18 protein-coding genes are annotated in these 19,173 nt (G+C 70.3%); 6 read left to right on the top strand and 12 right to left on the bottom strand.

Features of this window, described 5'->3' with window-relative positions; translation table 11 throughout:
* Window positions 1–4: 4 nt before the first annotated feature.
* The 5 genes from BJ961_RS34700 to BJ961_RS34680 form a co-directional block, all read right to left on the bottom strand.
* Window positions 5–1,564 carry an SCO6880 family protein gene (locus BJ961_RS34700; RefSeq protein ID WP_271416726.1) on the bottom strand — a complete coding sequence of 520 codons (1,560 nt, stop codon included), beginning with the start codon at window positions 1,562–1,564 and terminating at the stop codon, window positions 5–7.
* Window positions 1,561–2,898, bottom strand: a complete 1,338-nt coding sequence (locus tag BJ961_RS34695) for a hypothetical protein (RefSeq protein WP_271416725.1) — start codon at window positions 2,896–2,898, stop codon at window positions 1,561–1,563. Before BJ961_RS34695 ends, BJ961_RS34700 begins: the two co-directional genes overlap by 4 nt.
* The gene (locus BJ961_RS34690) at window positions 2,888–3,688 is read right to left on the bottom strand and encodes a hypothetical protein (RefSeq protein WP_271416724.1); all 801 of its coding nucleotides are present in this window, start codon (window positions 3,686–3,688) and stop codon (window positions 2,888–2,890) included. Before BJ961_RS34690 ends, BJ961_RS34695 begins: the two co-directional genes overlap by 11 nt.
* A 166-nt stretch (window positions 3,689–3,854) precedes the next feature.
* On the bottom strand, window positions 3,855–4,163 hold the full coding sequence (locus tag BJ961_RS34685; protein ID WP_019526682.1) for a hypothetical protein: 309 nt from the start codon (window positions 4,161–4,163) through the stop codon (window positions 3,855–3,857).
* A 575-nt stretch (window positions 4,164–4,738) separates the two neighbouring features.
* Window positions 4,739–5,737, bottom strand: coding sequence for an RICIN domain-containing protein (locus tag BJ961_RS34680; RefSeq protein ID WP_271416723.1), 999 nt, complete (start codon window positions 5,735–5,737; stop codon window positions 4,739–4,741).
* 500 nt (window positions 5,738–6,237) lie between these two features.
* Here BJ961_RS34680 and BJ961_RS34675 point away from each other — a divergent pair, with 500 nt between their 5' ends.
* Together BJ961_RS34675 and BJ961_RS34670 are read left to right on the top strand one after the other, a co-directional pair.
* A complete protein-coding gene (locus tag BJ961_RS34675) occupies window positions 6,238–7,254 on the top strand; it encodes a C40 family peptidase (RefSeq protein ID WP_271416722.1) in 1,017 nt (338 codons plus the stop codon).
* 206 nt (window positions 7,255–7,460) lie between these two features.
* Window positions 7,461–8,174 (top strand): phosphatase PAP2 family protein, encoded by a 714-nt coding sequence (locus BJ961_RS34670; RefSeq protein WP_271416721.1) that lies wholly within the window; start codon window positions 7,461–7,463, stop codon window positions 8,172–8,174.
* A 37-nt stretch (window positions 8,175–8,211) separates the two neighbouring features.
* On the opposite strand, the gene BJ961_RS34665 is transcribed toward BJ961_RS34670, so the two are convergent.
* The gene (locus BJ961_RS34665) at window positions 8,212–9,822 is read right to left on the bottom strand and encodes an FAD-binding oxidoreductase (protein WP_271416720.1); all 1,611 of its coding nucleotides are present in this window, start codon (window positions 9,820–9,822) and stop codon (window positions 8,212–8,214) included.
* 408 nt (window positions 9,823–10,230) lie between these two features.
* On the opposite strand from BJ961_RS34665, the gene BJ961_RS34660 reads away from it, so the two are divergent.
* Window positions 10,231–11,187, top strand: a complete 957-nt coding sequence (locus tag BJ961_RS34660) for a hypothetical protein (RefSeq protein ID WP_271417261.1) — start codon at window positions 10,231–10,233, stop codon at window positions 11,185–11,187.
* A gap of 77 nt (window positions 11,188–11,264) precedes the next feature.
* Entirely contained in the window at window positions 11,265–11,429 is a 165-nt protein-coding gene (locus BJ961_RS34655; RefSeq protein ID WP_199807537.1) for a hypothetical protein, read from the top strand.
* Here BJ961_RS34655 and BJ961_RS34650 read toward each other — a convergent pair.
* On the bottom strand, window positions 11,415–11,792 hold the full coding sequence (locus BJ961_RS34650) for a metal-sensitive transcriptional regulator (RefSeq protein WP_271416719.1): 378 nt from the start codon (window positions 11,790–11,792) through the stop codon (window positions 11,415–11,417). The genes BJ961_RS34655 and BJ961_RS34650 overlap by 15 nt on opposite strands.
* Window positions 11,793–12,064: 272 nt before the next feature.
* On the opposite strand from BJ961_RS34650, the gene BJ961_RS34645 reads away from it, so the two are divergent.
* Together BJ961_RS34645 and pitH are read left to right on the top strand one after the other, a co-directional pair.
* Window positions 12,065–12,685: a DUF47 domain-containing protein gene (locus BJ961_RS34645; protein ID WP_271416718.1), complete on the top strand. Its 621-nt coding sequence runs from the start codon at window positions 12,065–12,067 to the stop codon at window positions 12,683–12,685.
* A gap of 7 nt (window positions 12,686–12,692) precedes the next feature.
* Entirely contained in the window at window positions 12,693–13,691 is a 999-nt protein-coding gene (gene pitH / locus BJ961_RS34640) for a low-affinity phosphate transporter PitH (RefSeq protein WP_271416717.1), read from the top strand.
* Window positions 13,692–13,797: 106 nt separating this feature from the next.
* On the opposite strand, the gene pstB is transcribed toward pitH, so the two are convergent.
* From pstB to BJ961_RS34615, 5 genes are all read right to left on the bottom strand, one after another.
* Window positions 13,798–14,574 (bottom strand): phosphate ABC transporter ATP-binding protein PstB, encoded by a 777-nt coding sequence (gene pstB / locus BJ961_RS34635; RefSeq protein ID WP_271416716.1) that lies wholly within the window; start codon window positions 14,572–14,574, stop codon window positions 13,798–13,800.
* Window positions 14,575–14,629: 55 nt separating this feature from the next.
* Window positions 14,630–15,694 carry a phosphate ABC transporter permease PstA gene (gene pstA / locus BJ961_RS34630; protein ID WP_271416715.1) on the bottom strand — a complete coding sequence of 355 codons (1,065 nt, stop codon included), beginning with the start codon at window positions 15,692–15,694 and terminating at the stop codon, window positions 14,630–14,632.
* Window positions 15,691–16,701: a phosphate ABC transporter permease subunit PstC gene (gene pstC, locus BJ961_RS34625; RefSeq protein ID WP_271416714.1), complete on the bottom strand. Its 1,011-nt coding sequence runs from the start codon at window positions 16,699–16,701 to the stop codon at window positions 15,691–15,693. The genes pstA and pstC overlap by 4 nt, the downstream gene beginning before the upstream one ends.
* Before the next feature lie 180 nt (window positions 16,702–16,881).
* A complete protein-coding gene (gene pstS / locus BJ961_RS34620) occupies window positions 16,882–18,009 on the bottom strand; it encodes a phosphate ABC transporter substrate-binding protein PstS (protein WP_271416713.1) in 1,128 nt (375 codons plus the stop codon).
* Window positions 18,010–18,606: 597 nt separating this feature from the next.
* Window positions 18,607–19,152, bottom strand: a complete 546-nt coding sequence (locus tag BJ961_RS34615; RefSeq protein ID WP_271416712.1) for an NUDIX hydrolase — start codon at window positions 19,150–19,152, stop codon at window positions 18,607–18,609.
* Window positions 19,153–19,173 lie beyond the last annotated feature (21 nt).

Genomic DNA, 19,173 nt, shown 5'->3' with positions numbered 1-19,173 from the left:
GCCCCTACCTTCGGATGCCGGTGGCGAACGGAAGAGTGTTCACGAAGGCGCGATGGTGCTCACGGTCGCACCACTCCAGTTTCAGGTACGACTTGCCCGCCGACGCCCTTATCGTCCGCTTGTCGCGGGCCAGGGCCTCGGGAGTGCGGGAGGAGACGGTGATGTAGCCGACCAGGTTGACGCCGGCCGCGCCGCTCGCGAGGTCCTCGCCGCGCTGGTCGAGACGGCCGTGGGCGGCGATGTCGCGGGGGTCCACCGTGCGGTTCATCTTGGCGGCGCGGGACGCCTCGGCGTCGTCGTTCGTCTTCTCGGTCAACATGCGTTCGATGGCGATCTCGGTGGGCTCGAGGTCCATCGTGACGGCGACGGTACGGATGACGTCGGGCGTGTGGACCAGGAGCGGCGCGAGGAAGTTCACGCCGACCGGAGTCATCGGCCACTCCTTGACCCAGGCCGTGGCGTGGCACCAGGGGGCGCGGGTGGAGGACTCGCGGGTCTTCGCCTGGAGGTAGGTGGGCTCCATGGCGTCCAGCTCGGCCGGCCAGGCGTTGCGCTTGGTCATCGCCTGGATGTGGTCGATCGGGTGGTCCGGGTCGTACATGGCGTGGACCAGGGAGGCGAGCCGGCCCTGGCCCAGCGGCTGGCGGACGCGGATGTCGGCTTCCTGGAGGCGGGAGCAGATGTCGGTCAGCTCGCGCGCCATGACGACCGCGAGCCCGGCGTCGCGGTCCAGCTTGCGTCCGCCCTGCGGCCGGGCGGCGCGGGCCATGGCGTGCGCCTCGGCGGCCAGGTCGCGGTTGTAGTGCATGCAGGCGATCAGGTAGGCGCGGTGCTGCTCACTGCTGGTGGACACCATCGACTGGAGCTGGTCGTACGACTGCTGCAGCCACGGCAGCGCCCGGTCGTCGCCGCGCTGGGCGACGTCCTTGGCGTGCGCGTCGGGGTCGGCCGGGAGGGTGCGGGCGAGCATCTGGATGCGGGTGACGAAGCCGTCGCCGTTGGCCACGTGCTTGAGCAGGGTGCCGAAGCGGTCGACTAGGGCTTCCTGGTCCTCGGAGTCGCGCAGGCCGACGCCCGGCCCCTCGATCTCGATCGCGGCCGTCACGGTCTTGCGGTCCGCGTGCAGCAGTACGGCGATCTCGTCAGGACCGAAGGGCGCCGCCAGCCAGGAGATGCGTCCGATGCCGGGCGGCGGGCCGACCTCGATCTCCCGGCCGTCGATCCGCGTACCGGCCTCGATGGCACCGGAGCGGTAGGTGGTGCCTCTGCGGAGGGTGCGCTTGTAGCTGCGGTTGATCTCGAACCACCGGTAGAACGTCCGGTGGTTGTACGGCACGTAGACCGCCGCCAGCGCGAGCATCGGGAAGCCGGCGAGCAGCACGATGCGCAGGGTCAGGACGGGGACGAGGAGCCCGCACATCATGCCGAGGAACGCGCCCGCGACGATCAGCGCGATCTCGCCGGTCTCCCGGTTGCGGCCGACGATCGCGTTCGGCCGGGCGCGGCCGATCAGATACGTACGGCGGGGCGTGACCGCATGGGACACGTGGGACTCGGTCGTCAACGCCCGTCACCTCCTGTGCTCTTGCTGTTGCCAGTGTTGCGGGTGTTGCTTGCGTGGGGCGTGTTCACCGGGCTGCCGGAGCGCGGTGCGGGTGCGGCGGAGGGGACATTTCCGCCGCCGCCGCTCGAGGGGCGCGAGCTGTGCGCGGCGACTCCCCCGGAGGCGGGGTTCGAGGGGCGGGCCGCGGCGGAGGACGTGGACTGACCGCCGCCGTCGCCGTTGTTGCGGGCGCTGTGGGTTCTGATGCCCTGGGCGACGAGGTTGGCCGGCGAGCTGATCACGGCCGCGGCCTTGCCCTCGGCGCCCTGCATGATCCGGTTGTTGCGGCCGTTGGCGATCTCGTCGCCGAAGCCGGGGACGAAGCGGTAGATCATCGCGGACGCGAAGATCGCGAGCAGGATGATGGCGAGGCCGGAGACGATGGCGGCGACGGAGTCGGGACCCTCCTCCGTGGTCAGCGCGCCCGCGAGGCCCAGCACGATGACGATCACGGGCTTCACCATGATCACCGCGATCATGATGCCCGCCCAGCGGCGGACGTGGCCCCACAGGTTCTTGTCCACCAGGCCGGCGTAGACGACGACGCCGAGCAGGGCGCCGACGTAGAGCAGGACGGCCCGCAGATACAGCTCCAGGTAGAGGACGCCCGCGGCGATGATCGACACGAACGACACCAGGATCAGCATGATCGGGCCGCCGCCGATGTCGTTGCCCTGCTTCAGCGCCTGGGAGAACGTCCCGAAGAACGTGTCCGTCTGGTCCCCGGTCCCCTTGGCCAGGACGTCGCTCACGGCGTCGGTGGCGGAGACGACCGTGTACAGGATCAGCGGCGTGAAGGCCGACGCCAGGACGGTGAGCCAGAGGAACCCGACGGCCTCGGAGAGCGCGGTGGTGAGCGGCACGCCGCGCACGGCACGCTTGGCTACCGCCAGCAGCCAGAGGACCAGGGTCAGGAACGCGGAGGCCGCGAAGACCACGGCGTACTGCTTGAGGAACGTGTCGTTGGTGAAGTCGACCTCTGCGGTGCTTTTGACTGCGTCGCTGAGCGTGTCGACGGTCCAGGCGGCGGCGTCGGCGCAGCCCTTGGCGAGGGAGGAGAGGGGGTCGAGCGAGGAGGGGAGCGTGTCGGAGGTCCCCCCACTGCGCCGGGCCGCGCCGCCTTCGCCTCGTTCGCAGTAGTCCTTGGCGGGGCCGTGGATCAGATCGCAGGGGTCGTTGCTCGGCGACGGCGACGGAGAAGGGGCAGAGAAGGCGCGGGTGGCGAAGAGGACCGCGGCAGTCTGTACGGCTGCGAAGACGCCGGTCAGTTCGAGTACGCGGCGATTAGCGGGCATACGTGAACCCTCCGTACTCCTGGACGGCCTTGGCCATCTCATCCGCGCTGGATGCCTTGTCATCGCCAGGGATCGGCGCTGGGCCGTCCTTCTGCGAGTGCGTCACGATCTTCCAGTCGTCGTTGACCCACTTAAGCTGCATGGTGATGGTGAACCAGCTGCTTGTGACCGGGGCCGTGGAGTTCTGACCCGCGAGCCCGAGAAGGCCGCTGCACCAGACCTCGACGGTCGTGTTGTCGGTCGACCTCTCGGTGACCTTGGTTCCGATCGGGCTTGTGCGAGAGACGAAGGTGTAGCCCTTCGGCGTCGAGCCGTCCTCGTTCAAGCCGACAGCCTTGTTGAACTTCGGGCTGTATGCCTTGTCCAGAGTGGCCTCGAAGTTCGCCACTCTGTCGGGAACGATGATGGCCTGCAGGATCGGGTCACGCTTCGCCTTGTGGAACATCCCGTCAGATCCCAGGGCGACCGCGTAGTTCGCCGCCGCGCTCTGTGCCCCCTGCTCGTCGTGGGCGAAGCCCGCCTGTACCGGTCGGGTTCCGGACGGTGCCGTCGCTGAGGTCTTCGGCTTGCCCGACCCCGCGTCGTCGGAGGACGCGGAATCACCCCCTCCACGGTTCGCGAAGGCGATCGCCGCGATGAGGAGGACGACGACGCCGACCACGGTGACCAGGCCCCGGGAGGAGGAGCGGCTGCCGCGTCGGGGGCCGCCGTCGTCCTCCGGCAGCCGGGTCCGGGTCTGGCCGGCACCGCCGTAACCGCCGGAGGACTGGTGATCGTCTCCGAGACTCATGCCGCGTACGCCCCCTCGACGTCGGGTCGGCCTTGTACGTACGACGGTAGCCGTGCTGGTTCCCGCTCGGGCGCGGTGTTATGACTCGACATCAGGGAAACGCAACCTCAGCCAGGTTGGCACGACGGGCGGGTGGTGTGGAGGGGAAGAACGGACACGTGCCGGGCTACACGGCCATCCCGTACACGATGGTGAAGAGCGTGCCGAGCGAGCCGATGATGAACACGCCCGTCAGCCCCGCGATGATGAGGCCCTTGCCCTGCTCCGCGCTGAAGGTGTCGCGGAGCGCGGTCGCGCCGATGCGCTGCTTGGCGGCGCCCCAGATGGCGATACCGAGGCAGAGCAGAATCGCGACGGCCATCACCACCTCGATCATCACCTTGGCCTCGTTGCCCAGGCTGCCGAAGGGGCCCCAGTCCGGAGCGATCCCCCCGATGATGGTGTTGATGTCTCCCTCGTCGGCCGCAAAGAGCATGTAAGTCACCGCCCCTGTTGGGTAGTTCCGCGCCCTCTGCGGACATGCAGAGGTCAGGCCTCATTGTCGCCGACAATCACGCCGACGCATGTCGACTTGGCGTCATTGGTTGGCAGGTTTCGTACGAATAGCTTGCCACCGGTCCGCGCCCGCCCCGGTCAGGGTGGCGTGAACCGGTGTCTGAAGAGTCGTATGGTCACTCTGTGTATCACGTGACGTTACGCCGGGCAATGAAGCTGGGGCGCAACCTGTCGCGTGGTTGCGTCGTTGGGCCCTTCTGTGACGTGATCGAACGCGCCGGTCTCCGCGTCGAGCGTGAGGGTTCGCGACGTCTGACGATGCGTTCGGATGTCAGGTCCGAGGGGCCCGGGGTCCGGATGCGGACGGGGTGGCGGGGTCACTCCCGTGAGTGACGGCGACCTGAACGGGTGCCGGGCGGGTGTTCGTCCTGGGGTCCGGGCAGGTGCGGCTCCGGAAGGAGCTTCCCGGCGGGGCTCGCCACGGCGTCGGCCGTTGCCTGCCACGTCCGGGGAAGGCGGGTGGCGGGCAACGGCGTCAGGGACTCGGCCGGGGGTTCAGGCGCAGGAGGTGAACGTGGGACTCGTGTTGGCCAGGTAGACCGTCGCGCCGCCCGCCGGGTCGCTGTCGACCGGCACGGTGACCGTGTCGTCGGCCGTCCAGGGGAAGCCCTGGGCATCGAAGGTCCAGGTACCGGTCACCTTCCTCGCCAGCAGGGACAGGGTGACCCAGCCGTAGTGCCCGTCGGGCACGACGACCTGGATGCCGTCGCCGACCGTCGTCGAACCGTTCCAGACGTTGCTGAACGTCAGAGTCGTCCCGACCGTGGCCTGGAGGGGTGTCAGCTCGCCACCGCCGCCGGTGACGCTCGACGAGAGAGCCGTGGTGATGCTGCTGGACCAGCCGGTCGTCTCGGTCACGGAGAACGTCTGCGTGGCCGGCGAGCCGGTGTTGTTGTACCAGACCGCGGAGGCGCAGACCGTGGGCAGCGGGGCTGCGGGGGCCTCGCTCGCCAACGACCAGGAACAGCTCGACGGGTCCTGCTGGCACCGGCGGGCGCCGCGGTCCACGGCCAGGTTCCAGGCGGCGTCCGAGGTCGTGGTCCAGCGCTGGTTGGCCGCGGCGTGGCAGGCGGAGGTCCCGGTCCACGCGTCGTCGTACTGGGCGTTCGCCGTGAGGTCGAGGCACGAGTCGTCGCTCGCGTTGCGGATCAGGAACACGGAGTGCGACCCGGCGACCGGCTGGAAGTACCACTTCTGGCTCGTTTTGCCCCGGCACGTCTGCTGGCTGAGGGCCGGCCAGCCGAGGTCGACGCACTTGCCGGTCGCGTCGTTGAGGATCGTGAAGGTGGCGCTCGTGGTGTCGACGTTCAGGGACCAGGACTGGTGGTGGCCGGGCGCCGAGTTGGTGACGACGAACGCGCCGTCGCCGGTCGAGCCGTTCTGTACGTCGAGGTTGCGGCCGTTACTGGCGGAGGTGATGGTCTCGCAGTGCAGGGGGGACGCGCAGTCGTCGTCGGCGGCGTGTGCCGCGGAGACCGCGAACGGGGCCGTCATGAGCCCCAGGGCGATGCAGCAGGTCGCCAGGAGGACGGCGAGCAGGCGTATGCGTGCCGCAGGAGGTAACTCACGGCGGGTGGGAGTCGGTTTCACGGGGCGTTCCTTCCTCGAAGTGGCCGGGCCGGCCGCGGGTGTACGGGCGGCCCTGGGAGTGCTTCGTCGCCGACCGCCCCGGAACTCCGGGCGCTGCGCCCGGTGTGGAGGCGGTCCGGACGGCGTGCGACGAGTCTGCCCCGGCGGGTGACCGAGTTAGAACAGTTTTCTAGAAAGTTGCTTTAGATTGGCGTGGACGTGACCACCGCGCGGTGCCGCGCTCGTCCGCGGACCGCGTCCGGTGCTGGGGCAACTCGTGTCGCAGCTCGTGTCGTCCGGGAAGAGGACGGGCCGGCACCGCGGTTGCCGACGCCGTGTCAGGTGCCGGGACCGGGGCGGAGTGAGGGGTCGCGGTCCGGGGCGCCCCGCGACATGGCCGGGAAACGGCACTGAACCGCGTGCTCGTGGGGGATGGTTGGGGCATGCGCAAGATGTGGGTCGGTGCCGGGGTCGCGGGTGCCCTCGGGATGGGGTTCGTGATGCTGCTCGTCGTGGGCGTCTACCTCGTCGGGGGGAACGCCGGCGGTGCGGGGGGCGAGGGGAAGAAGCTGGCCAAGGGGTCCGTGCCCGCCGCGTACCAGGCGCTCGTGCAGGAGTGGGGCAATCGCTGTCCCGCCATCAACCCCGCGCTGCTGGCCGCCCAGCTCTACCAGGAGAGCGGGTTCAACCCGAAGGCGCAGAGCGCGGCGGCGGCGCAGGGGATAGCGCAGTTCATCCCCGGGACGTGGGCCATCCACGGCATCGACGGGGACGGGGACGGGGACCGCGACGTGTGGGATCCCGAGGACGCCATCCCGTCGGCCGCGTCGTACGACTGCTCCCTCGCCTCGTACGTGAAGGACGTGCCCGGCGACCCGACGGCGAACATGCTGGCCTCCTACAACGCGGGCGCCTACGCGGTGATCAAGTACCAGGGCGTGCCGCCGTACAAGGAGACCCAGAACTACGTGAAGACCATCACGACGCTGGCGAAGAGCTTCGCCGCGCCGACCACCCGGGTCGATCCGTCCGAGCAGGCCGCCGGGGCCATCGCCTACGCGCAGAAGAAGCTCGGGACGCTGTACCTGTGGGGTGGCAACGGAACCGCCGAGCAGGGTGGGCGGTTCGACTGTTCGGGGCTGACCAAGGCGGCGTACGAGAGCGTGGGGATCGAGCTGCCCCGCGTCGCCAACGACCAGTACAACGCGGGGGCGCATCCCGGGCGGGACGAGTTGCTCCCGGGGGACCTGGTGTTCTTCTCCGACGATCTGACCAACTCGCGGGCCATCCGGCACGTGGGGATCTACGTCGGCGGTGGATACATGATCGACGCGCCGCGGACGGGTGCCGTGATCCGGTTCGATCCGATCGACACGCCCGACTACTTCGGGGCCACCCGGGTGACCGAGGATGGCGCGAAAGCGCTGCCCACCACGGTGTGAATGGCAGGGTTTGAACACAGCGTGAAACCCTGCCCTGAGCTGCAGTGACGTGTCTCTCTTCGATAACGTCTGCGTGATCATTCAGTGGAGTGTGGAACGTATCAACGGGGGCCGTGCGTTCCTGTTGACGTACGGCTGACCACGGGGGTGGCAGAAGAGGCGTGCGCTCGGTGCGCCGGAGGACATGACGAAGGGGCCGCAGCACCATGGCTGGACTCGCCGAATCCGGGTCGAACCCCGACGTCGAGCTGCTCTACGACATCAACGGCCTGGCCAAGGACGCACCGCACTGGTTCGACCGGGTCATGGAGTTCGTCGGTGAGTACGGGTTGCTGTTCGCGATCGTGCTGCTGGTGCTGTGGTGCTGGTGGGGTGTGCGGCGCCGGGGCGGAGAGGACGCGGCCCCGAGTGTGGCGGCCCTGATGTGGGCGCCGCTCGCCGCCGGTGTGGCGGTCCTCGTCAACGTGCCGATACGGGGGTTCGTCGAGCGGCCCAGACCCTTCAAGTCCCATGAGGGCCTCGAGGTGCTCGTCGACGGGAAGGACGACTTCTCCTTCGTCAGCGACCACGCCACTCTCTGCATGGCCCTGGCCGTCGGCCTGTTCGTCGCCAACCGGAAGTTCGGGATCGTCGCGATCGTGCTCGCGCTGTTCGGCGGCTTCGTCCGGGTCTACATGGGCGTCCACTACCCGACCGACGTCATCGGCGGGTTCGCGCTCGGCACGGCTGTCGCCCTGCTGCTGTCGCCGGTCGCCATGGCCCTGCTGACGCCGCTGACCCGGGCCGTCGAGCGCTCGCCCCGGGTGGGACGCCTGGTCAACGCCAGGGGGCGCGAGGGTGCCGCCGGGCGCGATGCCGTCATCCCCGGTGCCCGCAGGGGGAGTTCGGAGACGGCCGGGGAGCGCGATCTCGCCGCCTAGGTTGTCGTGGGTTGTCGCAGGTTGCCGTGGCCGGCTGCTACAGCGCCTGCGGGTAGGCGAAGACGCGGTCCGGGTCGTACTGGTGCTTCAGACGCGCCAGGCGCGGGGCCGCGTCCGCGTAGTAGGCCGTCCGCCAGTCCGTCAGGGCGGGGTCCGCGTAGTTCTGGTAGGCCGCGCCCGAGGCGTACGGCCGCATCGCGCCGTAGGCGGAATTCAGCCACGACTGGGCGGCCTCCCCGCTCGTCCCCGGACGCCACGACGCGAGGTACTGGGCCAGCATCCGGGAGTGCCGGTGCACGAACGCGGTGGCCGTCGGCGAGACGCGGTTCACCGCACCGCCGAGTGCCGTGAACGCGATGCTGCCGGAGCCGCCGCGCACCGCCGTGAGCCGGGACAGCAGCGTCCTGACGCCGTCCGGCGGGATCGAGCGGTCGAAGAAGTCCGAGCGCGCCGCGTACGTCTCACGGCCGAGCGATCCCTGCGGTGAGTGGCCGGGGGCGGAGCCGGGGAGGTGGCAGCGGGCGTCGGTCGAGAAGGAGGAGCAGCCCGCGTACACCTCCATCGCCTCCTCGTACGTACGGCGCTTGAGGGACACGTGGCTCGCGGAGGCGCCGACGCGTCCGGCGAGGCGGTCGACGGCGTTCTGCAGTTCGCCGTAGGTGCCGAGGGAGAACGCGGCGACCGAGACGCCGGGCCCGCGGCCGGGGGCGGCGGCCAGGTGCAGGGAGGACCAGATCTCGTCGGGCTGGTCCGGACCCCACTCCTGCCAGGCACGCACCACGGCGGCCGCCCTGCGCCAGGGCCAGGTCAGGTACGCCGACACCGCCCGGGGCGCGGGGCGGGTGCGGAAGTGGAACTCCGTGACGACGCCGAAGTTGGCGTTGCCCGCGCCGCGCAGGGCCCAGAAGAGGTCCTTGTGATCGGTGGAGTCGGCGGTCAGCTCCCTGCCGTCCGCCGTGATCAGGGTGGCCTGGGTGAGGCTGTCGCAGGTCAGGCCGTAGGCGCGGGAGACGACGCCGTGTCCGCCGCCGAGGGTGAGGCCGGAGATGCCGACGGTGGGGCAGGAACCGGCCGGTACGGTCACGCCCTTGGCGGCGAGGGCGCGGTAGACGTCGATCAGTTTGGCGCCGGCGCCGACGACCGCTTCGCCGGAGGACGCCCGGACGCGGTTGAGCGGGGACACGTCGATGATCAGACGGCCGTTGCCCGAGGACCATCCGGCGTAGGAGTGGCCGCCGTTGCGGATCGCCACGGGGATGCGGTGGGCGCGGGCGTAGGAGAGGGAGGTGCGGATGTCGTCGGGGTGGGCGACGTAGGCGACGGCAGCGGGTTCGAGGGTGTCGAAGCGGGTGTTGTAGAGCTGATGGGCCGCCTGCCAGGCGTGGTCGCCGGGGCGGAGCAGGGAACCGTCCAGCGACTTGGCGAGGGCGGCCCAGGTGGCGGGCGCGCTGGTGGGGGCGCTGGTGGGGGCGCTCGCGGAGGTCGCTGAGGTCGCGGTGCGGGTTCCGCGGGGGGTGGTCGTGGCGGGGGCGGGGTTCTTGCCGGCGGTGGTGCCGTCGCCGCCGGTGCCCGCGTCGGTGCAGGCGGCCGTGGTGGCCGCCAGGGCCGCGACGGCTGTGGTGCGGGTGAGGAATGTGCGTCGGTGCATGTCGCCTCCGCGTCCCGTGGGGGGTCGTGGAAGTAGACGGGGGTGTGGGGGCGAGGGTTCCCGAGGGTGCGCCGGACGGGTGCCTCGGCGCGTCGGGTGCGCGGCGTGCCCCGGCGTTCGGAGTGGGGGGCGGCGGCCGGCGCCGGGGGTTACGCGGGTGGGTGCGACGCCGCGTCCGTGCGGGCCTGGCTTCTGGCCCTGCGGGCCGGGCCTCGCCAGCCGCAGGTGCAGCGGGCCAGGCAGAAGGGTCCTTGCTCGACCGTTGTCGTGAGGTGTTCCGGGGCGTCCCCGGGGGCTTCGAGACCGTCCTGCTGCGCCACGCCCACAACGTTACCGGGGCAACCCGCCCCTCGTTAACCGGGACGGCAGGGGTGCAACGGGCGAGACGGCGTGGGACAGCGGGTGACGATGGTCGGGCGGGCGAGGGAGCGGCGAGGCGGGCGACGGGGCGGGAGGACCGGCGATGGCCTCGCCGTCGCCGCGGGCGTGGTCTGCGTGTGTCTGGCCGGCGCCGGGTGCTCCGCGCAGGGGGCCTCCGTCGGGGGCGCGGGCGGCGGCGGTGATCCGGTCGCCGTGCTGCACCGGGCCGCCGACCGGCTGGTGGCCGCCGGCAGCGCCAAGACGCGTACCGCGATGGAGATGGCCAGCGGCGGGACGCGGGTGACCATCCGGGGCGAGGGCGTGTACGACTTCGAGGAGCGGCTCGGGCAGTTGAAGGTCCGGCTGCCCCAGGACCCGGCGGGGTCGAGCGAGCACCGGCCGATCACCGAACTGCTCGCACCGGGCGCCCTGTTCATGAAGAACCGGGGGGCCGGTGTCCCCGACGACAAGTGGGTGCGGGTGGAGACCGAGTCGCTGTCCGACGGGAACCTGGTGACCGGCGGGGCGACGGATCCGTTCGCCGCCGCCGAGGTGCTGCGGGGCACGCGGACGGCCACGTTCGTGGGGCGCACGGAGCTGGCGGGGACCGCGGTGCGCCACTACCGGGGGACCGCCGACCTCGCGCGGGCGGCTCGGGACGCCTCGGGCGGGAACAGGAAGGCACTGGCCGCGGCGGCCGAGGGGTTCGCCACCGCCGAGGTCCCGTTCGACGTCTACCTCGACGACGAGGGCCGTATCCGCAAGGTCCGGCACCGCTTCAGCTTCTCCCACGGGCAGGAGAACGGCACCGTGGACGTCGCGTCGACGACGTTGCTCTACGATTTCGGCGCCGCCGTCCGCGTACGGCTGCCCGAGGAGCAGGACATCTACGCCGGCCGGATCGCCGAGGAGCCCGGCGAGGCGGGCGAGGCCGGCGGGCAGGGAGAGGCGGGCGGGCCGGGCGAGGGCGCCGGCTCCGGCGGGGCGGCGGACGGCAAGAACTAGCCCTTCCGTGCCATGCGCGGTGTGTAGGCCGCTCCCTACTCTAGGAAGCCGGTGACGGCAGAGACGAGGTGACGCGTGTGGCTCCGGTCGGCGGTACGGCGGTTCAGGACCACGTGGCCCTCGCCGAGATCGAGCTGTGCGGCGAACTGATCATCGCGGCGTCGGCCGCCCGGGAGCGGCTCAGCCTGGAGAGCATCGACAAGGTGCTGCGCGTGGCCGAGGAGCGCTCACGTGCGCAGTAGGCGGCCGATGGCCTTCGTCGCCTCTTCCACCTTCGCGTCGATCTCGGTGCCGCCCTTGAGGGCCGCGTCGGCGACGCAGTGGCGCAGGTGCTCCTCCAGGAGTTGCAGTGCGAACGACTGCAGGGCCTTCGTGGAGGCGGAGACCTGGGTCAGTATGTCGATGCAGTAGACGTCCTCGTCGACCATCCGCTGCAGGCCGCGGATCTGGCCCTCGATGCGGCGCAGGCGCTTGAGGTGCTCGCCCTTCTGCTCGTGGTACCCGTGCACACCGCGGTCGTGGTCGGTCACGACGTCCGTGCCGTCCGTCTCGACCTGCTCCACGATGGGGGAGGGCGCACCTGCGCCGGCCTCGGTGGTCGTCATCGCGTCCTCCTGGTTGTCGGGGTTGGGTGGGGCGGGGGCCGGGGGCGTCGAGCGGGTTCGGGCGGGAATTCGGGGGGATAGCGGACATATACCCCTGGCGGGTATATGGTAACGAACTTTCCCGGGTATGAGGCCCTTGGCAGAGCGGCCGACGTCGCCCCCCTGCTCATCACTCTGCCTGATGGGCGACACTGGGGAAGGCCCGTTAGCAGTGGCCGGATGATGCGCCTAGCATCAGCCTGACCGAAACCGATGCATCCCGAGGACCCCACGTGCGCTTTCGTCTGACCCCCAGGGAGACGAGCTTCTACGACATGTTCGCCGCCTCCGCGGACAACATCGTCACGGGCTCCAAGCTCCTGATGGAACTGCTCGGGGCGGACGCATCCGCCCGGGCCGAGATCGCAGAGCGTATGCGGGCCGCCGAACACGCGGGTGACGACGCCACGCACGCGATCTTCCACCAGCTGAACTCCTCGTTCATCACGCCCTTCGACCGCGAGGACATCTACAACCTCGCCTCCTCCCTCGACGACATCATGGACTTCATGGAGGAGGCCGTCGACCTGGTCGTCCTCTACAACGTCGAGGAGCTGCCGAAGGGCGTCGACCAGCAGATCGAGGTGCTGTCGCGGGCCGCCGAGCTGACGGCCGAGGCGATGCCGAACCTGCGCACCATGGACAACCTCACCGAGTACTGGATCGAGGTCAACCGGCTGGAGAACCAGGCCGACCAGGTCCACCGCAAGCTGCTCGCCCACCTCTTCAACGGCAAGTACGAGGCCATCGAGGTGCTGAAGCTGAAGCAGATCGTGGACGTTCTGGAAGAGGCGGCCGACGCCTTCGAGCACGTGGCCAACACGGTGGAGACCATCGCGGTCAAGGAGTCCTGACCTCTTCATGGACACCTTCGCTCTGGTCGTGACCATCGGGGTCGCGCTCTTCTTCACGTACACCAACGGATTCCACGATTCGGCCAACGCGATCGCCACCTCCGTGTCGACGCGCGCGCTCACCCCCCGCGCGGCGCTCGCCATGGCCGCGGTCATGAACCTGGCCGGCGCGTTCATGGGGTCCGGGGTCGCCAAGACCGTCAGTGAGGGGGTGATCCAGACCCCCGAGGGCTCGAAGGGGATGGGGATCCTCTTCGCGGCACTCGTCGGCGCCATCGTCTGGAACCTCATCACCTGGTACTTCGGGCTGCCCTCCTCGTCCTCGCACGCCCTGTTCGGCGGCATGGTGGGCGCGGCGCTGGCCGGGAGCACGACCGTGTACTGGCACGGAGTCCTCGACAAGATCGTCATCCCCATGTTCGTGTCGCCGGTGATCGGTCTGCTCGCCGGTTACCTGGTGATGACCGCGATCATGTGGATCTTCCGGCGGGCCAACCCGCACAAGGCGAAGCGCGGATTCCGTATCGCGCAGACGGTGTCCGCGGCGGGCATGGCGCTGGGCCACGGTCTGCAGGACGCGCAGAAGACGATGGGCATCGTGGTGATGGCGCTGGTCATCGCCGACGTCGAGGACTACGGCGACCCCATCCCGGTGTGGGTGAAGCTCGCCTGCGCGCTGATGCTGTCGCTCGGCACGTACGCGGGCGGCTGGCGGATCATGCGGACGCTGGGACGCAAGATCATCGAGCTGGATCCGCCGCAGGGGTTCGCCGCGGAGACGACGGGCGCGTCGATCATGTTCGGGTCGGCGTTCATTTTCCACGCGCCGATCTCCACCACGCACGTGATCACCTCGGCGATCATGGGCGTGGGGGCGACGAAGCGGGTGAACGCCGTGCGGTGGGGTGTCGCCAAGAACATCATCATGGGCTGGTTCATCACGATGCCGGCCGCCGCGGTGGTGGCCGCCGTGTCGTTCTGGATCGTGAACCTGGCGTTCCTGTAGCCGCCCCCCCCGTACGGCGATGGGCCCGCCCCCGGACTCGGGGGCGGGCCCTTGTGCTCCTCGCGGTGGCACCGCCATGCAGCACCGCGAGGGGATCGAGAGGTCTCTAGCCGAAGCGGCCGGAGATGTAGTCCTCCGTGGCCTGGACCGACGGGTTGGAGAAGATGCGCTCCGTCTCGTCGATCTCGATCAGCTTGCCGGGCTGGCCGACCGCCGCCAGGTTGAAGAACGCCGTACGGTCCGAGACGCGCGCCGCCTGCTGCATGTTGTGCGTCACGATGACGATCGTGAAGCGCTCCTTCAGCTCGCCGATCAGGTCCTCGATCGCCAGGGTGGAGATCGGGTCCAGGGCGGAGCAGGGCTCGTCCATGAGCAGGACGTTCGGCTCGACCGCGATCGCCCGCGCGATGCACAGGCGCTGCTGCTGACCGCCGGAGAGACCGGAGCCCGGCTTGTTCAGGCGGTCCTTGACCTCGTTCCAGAGGTTGGCGCCCCGCAGCGACTTCTCGACGACGTTGTCCAGCTGGGACTTCTTGTACTTGCCGTTCAGGCGCAGGCCCGCCGCCACGTTGTCGTACACCGACATCGTGGGGAACGGGTTCGGGCGCTGGAAGACCATGCCGACCTCGCGGCGCACGGCCACCGGGTCGATGCCGGCGCCGTAGAGGTTCTCGTCGTCCAGCATCACCTTGCCGTCGACGCGGCCGCCGGGCGTGACCTCGTGCATGCGGTTGAGCGTGCGCAGGAAGGTGGACTTGCCGCAGCCGGAGGGGCCGATGAAGGCCGTCACGGAGCGGGGTTCGACGGTCATCGAGATGTCCTCGATGGCCAGGAAGGAGCTGTAGTAGGCGTTGAGGCCGCTGACATCTATGCGCTTGGCCATGGGTATCACTGCTTCTTTCGGGGTCCGGTCGCGGACGGTGCTTCTGCGGGTCGCGTCAGCGACCGGTCTTCGGGGCCTTCCAGCGGGCGATGCCGCGGGCCGCGAGGTTGAGGATCATGATGAAGGCGATCAGCGTCAGGGCCGCCGCCCAGGCACGGTCGTAGGCCGCGTCGGAGCCCGCGCCGTACTGCAGGTAGATGTACATCGGCAGCGACTCCTGCGGGTCCTGGAACGGATTCGCGTTGATGAAGTCGGTGCCCCACACCAGCAGCAGTACGGGGGCCGTCTCGCCGGTGATGCGGGCGACGGCCAGCATGACGCCGGTGACGATGCCGCCGATCGAGGTCGGCAGGACCACCTTGAGGATCGTGCGCCACTTCGGCACGCCCAGCGCCAGGGACGCCTCGCGCAGCTCGTTCGGGACGAGCTTGAGCATCTCCTCGGTGGAGCGGACGACCACCGGGATCATCAGGATGCACAGGGCGAACGAGCCGGCCACGCCGGACGGGCCCATGTCCAGGATCAGCACCCACAGGCTGAGCACGAACAGGCCCGCGACGATCGACGGGATGCCCGTCATGACGTCCACGAAGAAGGTGACGGACTTGGCGAGCCTGCCGCGCCCGTACTCGACCAGGTAGATCGCGGTGAGCACGCCGATCGGCACGGAGAACAGGGTGGCGAGGCCGACCTGCTCCAGGGTGCCGAGGAGGGCGTGGTAGATGCCGCCGCCGGGTTCGCTGTCGCCGACCACGCCCATCGAGTGGGTCAGGAAGTAGCCGTCGAGGACCTTCACGCCCTGCTTCACGGTCTCCCAGATCAGGGAGATGAGCGGGATCAGGGCCAGCAGGAAGGCGACCCAGACCAGGCTGGTCGCGACCCGGTCCTTGGCCTGCCGGCCGCCCTCGACGCGCGCCGAGATGCCGTACGAACCGGCGACGAAGAGGACCGCGGCGATCAGGGCCCACTGGATGCTGCTGTTCAGCCCGGCGGCGGCACTGATGCCGAGGCCGAGGAGGACCGAGCCGGCCGCGACCGCCCAGGGGAACCACTTGGGCAGGGTGGCGGCGCGCAGGGAGCTGCGGTTCTTGGGGGCGGGGGTCAGGGTTGCGTTGCTCATGCGTTGGCCCCCGAGTACTCCTTGCGGCGGGCGATGATCATGCGGGCGCCGCCGTTGACCAGCAGGGTGATGACGAACAGGACCAGACCGGAGGCGATCAGGGCGTCGCGGCCCATCTGGGTGGCCTCGTTGAACTTGCTCGCGATGTTCTGGGCGAAGGTGCCGCCGCCCGGGTCGAGCAGGCTGGCGGTGATGTCGAAGGTCGGGGAGAGGACCATCGCCACGGCCATCGTCTCGCCGAGCGCGCGCCCGAGGCCGAGCATCGAGGCGGAGATGACGCCGGAGCGGCCGAAGGGCAGCACCGACATCCGGATGACCTCCCAGCGCGTGGCGCCGAGGGCCAGGGCGGCCTCCTCGTGCATGCGCGGGACCTGCCGGAAGACCTCACGGCTGACGTTGGTGATGATCGGCAGGATCATGATCGCCAGCAGGATGCCCACGGTGAGCAGCGAGCGTCCGGCGCCGCCGTTCCACTCGAAGATCCCGGTCCAGCCGAGGTATTCGTCGAGCCAGCCGTAGAGTCCGTTCAGGTGCGGCACGAGGACGAGCGCGCCCCACAGGCCGTAGACGATCGAGGGCACGGCGGCGAGCAGGTCGATCACGTAGCCGATCAGTCCGCCCAGCTTGCGCGGCGCGTAGTGCGTGATGAACAGCGCGATGCCGACCGAGACCGGGACGGCGATCGCCATGGCGATGACCGAGGACACGACGGTGCCGTAGGCCAGGACCGCGATGCCGAACTCCGGCGGGGAGCCGGTCGGGTTCCATTCGAAGCTGGTGAAGAAGTTCGCCTCGTCCTCGCTGATGGCGAGGGTGGCGCGATAGGTGAGGAAGGCCGCGATGGCGGCCATGATGACCAGCACGAGGATGCCGGAACCGCGGGAGAGCCCGACGAATATCCGGTCGCCGGGGCGGCTGACGCCGCGGGGGGCGCGCTTCTCCCCGGTCGCGGGCGGCTGGGGGGCGGGTGAGGGTGCTGGCTTCTGGGTGTCCGTGGTGATGTCCATCGGGTTCTCCGGTCTGCGGAGCCGTCGTGGCCGACGGCTCGGGCGGGGCCCCGGTCGGGGGCCCCTGGCGGCGGTGCACCGGACGGTGCGGTCCGGTCCTCCTGCGGGGACGCTGGCGGTCACCCCTGGGCGGGGGACGCCGTCGTCACCCCTGGGCGGGGGGACCGGACCGCACTCGGGTCAGCTCAGGCCCGAGACGGTCTCGCGGACCTTGGTGATGATCTCGGTGGGCATCGGGGCGTAGCCGGCCTCCGCCAGCAGGCCCTGACCGTCCTCCGAGGCCATGTAGTTCAGGAAGGACTTGGTGGCGGGCAGGGTGTCCGCCTTGTTGCCCTTGTCGCAGGCGATCTCGTACGTCACCAGGACGAGCGGGTAGGCGCCGGCGGCGTCCGGGGTGTAGTCCAGCTCCAGGGCGAGGTCCTTGCCGGTGCCGACGACCTTGGCCGCGCCGATGGCGGCGGTGGCGTTCTCGACGGTGGCCTTGACCGGCTCGGCGGCCGCGGTCTTGACGTCGACGGTCTTGATGCCGTCCTTGGCGTAGGACAGCTCGAAGTACGAGATGGCACCGGGGGTCTGCTTCACCAGGCCGGCCAGGCCGGAGGAGCCCTGCGCGGACTGGCCGCCCTTGGCCTCCCAGGACTTGCCGCCCTCGTACTTCCAGTCGTCGGGCGCGGCGGCCTTCAGGTACTTGGTGAAGTTGTCCGTGGTGCCGGACTCGTCCGAGCGGTGGGACGCCTGGATCTTGAGGTCGGGCAGCTTGGCGTCGGGGTTGAGCTTCTTGATCGCCTCGTCGTTCCAGTTGGTGATCTTGCTGTCGAAGATCTTGGCCATCGTCGGGGCGTCCAGGACGAGGGTGTCGACACCCGGGACGTTGAAGCCGACCGCGATCGGGCCGCCCACCATCGGCAGGTCGATGGCCTGGCCGTCCTTGCAGACCTTCTTCGAGGCCTCGATCTCGTCGGGCTTCAGCGCGGAGTCCGAACCGGCGAACGCGGTCTGGCCCTGCGTGAACGCGGTGATGCCCGCGCCGGAGCCGGTCGGGTTGTAGTTGATCTGCACGCCCTTGCAGGCCGCGACGTATTGCTTGACCCAGGCGTCGATCGCGTTCTTCTGGGCGGAGGAGCCGGAGGCCTGGAGCTGGCCCTTGGCGTCGTCGCACTTGATGTTGCTGTTGGCGGCGGTGCTGGCGTTGTTGCCGTTGCTGTTGTCGCCGGTGTCGTCGGAGCCGCACGCCGTGAGGGCCAGGGCGCCGGAGACGGCGAGAGCACCGAGAGCGAGGGCCCGCCGGTTCATGCGCTGAAGCTTCACTTGAGGGAGTTCCTTCCAGGAGCCGCCGTCCTGAAAGCGGCGGCGTGCGAGGAGTGGTAAGGCCGAAATTAGGCAGATGAGATGAAGGCGCCGAAGGGCGTAAATGAACGCCGGGTGAACCCCTGAGGACGGTGCGGTGAGGTCACGGAACGCTTACGTCGAGGACACGGAGTGGTTCCGGAGCGGTGGGCTCGTCGGGGCTGCCGGGTTTCCGAGGCCGCCGGGACCTACGGGGCGGCCCGGACCGACGGGTTCGCCGGGTCGCCGTGACCGGGTTTCCGGGGCTCCCGGGCTCATCTGGGCCGCCGGGGCCGCCGGGTTCGCTGTGACCGCTGGGCCTTCCGGGCACGCGGGCTTTCCGGGTTCGCTGGGTCCGGGCTTTCCGGAGCCGCCTGGCCCCCGTGCTCGCCTGGCCGGCCGTGCTCGCCGGGCGGTCCGTGCTCGCCGGGCTTGCCCGGACCGCAGGGCTTGACGGGGCCGGGCCTTCCGGGACCGGGCGTTGTGGGAGCGCGGGTCAGCCGGGGCCGTCGGGTTCTCCGGGATCGCTGGGCTCGCCGGGACCGGGCTTTCCGGGACCGGGCGTTGTGGGAGCGCGGGTCAGCCGGGGCCGTCGGGTTCTCCGGGATCGCCGGGCTCGCCGGGACCGGGCCGGCCGGGTTCTCCGGGGCCGCCGGGTTCTCCGGCCTCGCAGGGTTCGCCGGGCCCTCCGGGGCGACGCGTGGTGAGCAGTGCGTCGACGAGGGTCCGGTCGCGGGGCCGGGTGAGGCGGGCGCGGGCCTCCTCTGGGGTGAGCCACAGGATGCGGTCCACCTCGTCGGACGGGGCGAACGCGCCGGTGCCGGCCGCCGCCTCCCAGTAGCGGACCTCCTTGGGGCGGCCGTTCGCGAGGTAGCGCACGGTGGGCAGTTCGGCGCCCGGCACGGCGGCGTACCCCGTCTCCTCCGCGACCTCGCGCAGCGCGCCCGCGAGCGGGTCCTCGCCGGGCTCGAGCTTGCCCTTCGGATGCGACCAGTCGTCGTACTTCGGCCGGTGCACCAGGCACAGCTCCAGGCCGCCAGGGGACGTGGGGCCGGGGCGAGGGGCGGGGCGCCACAGGACGCAGCCGGCCGCCCGCACGGTCATGTCGCCGTCTGCGGGGCTCACGGCTCGCTCACACCTCCCGTC

It is taken from the genome of Streptomyces lienomycini, from assembly GCF_027947595.1.
GTDB classification, from domain to species: domain Bacteria; phylum Actinomycetota; class Actinomycetes; order Streptomycetales; family Streptomycetaceae; genus Streptomyces; species Streptomyces lienomycini.
Note: the sequence above shows the minus strand (reverse complement) of the source record. Positions and strands in the feature narration are given on the sequence as shown.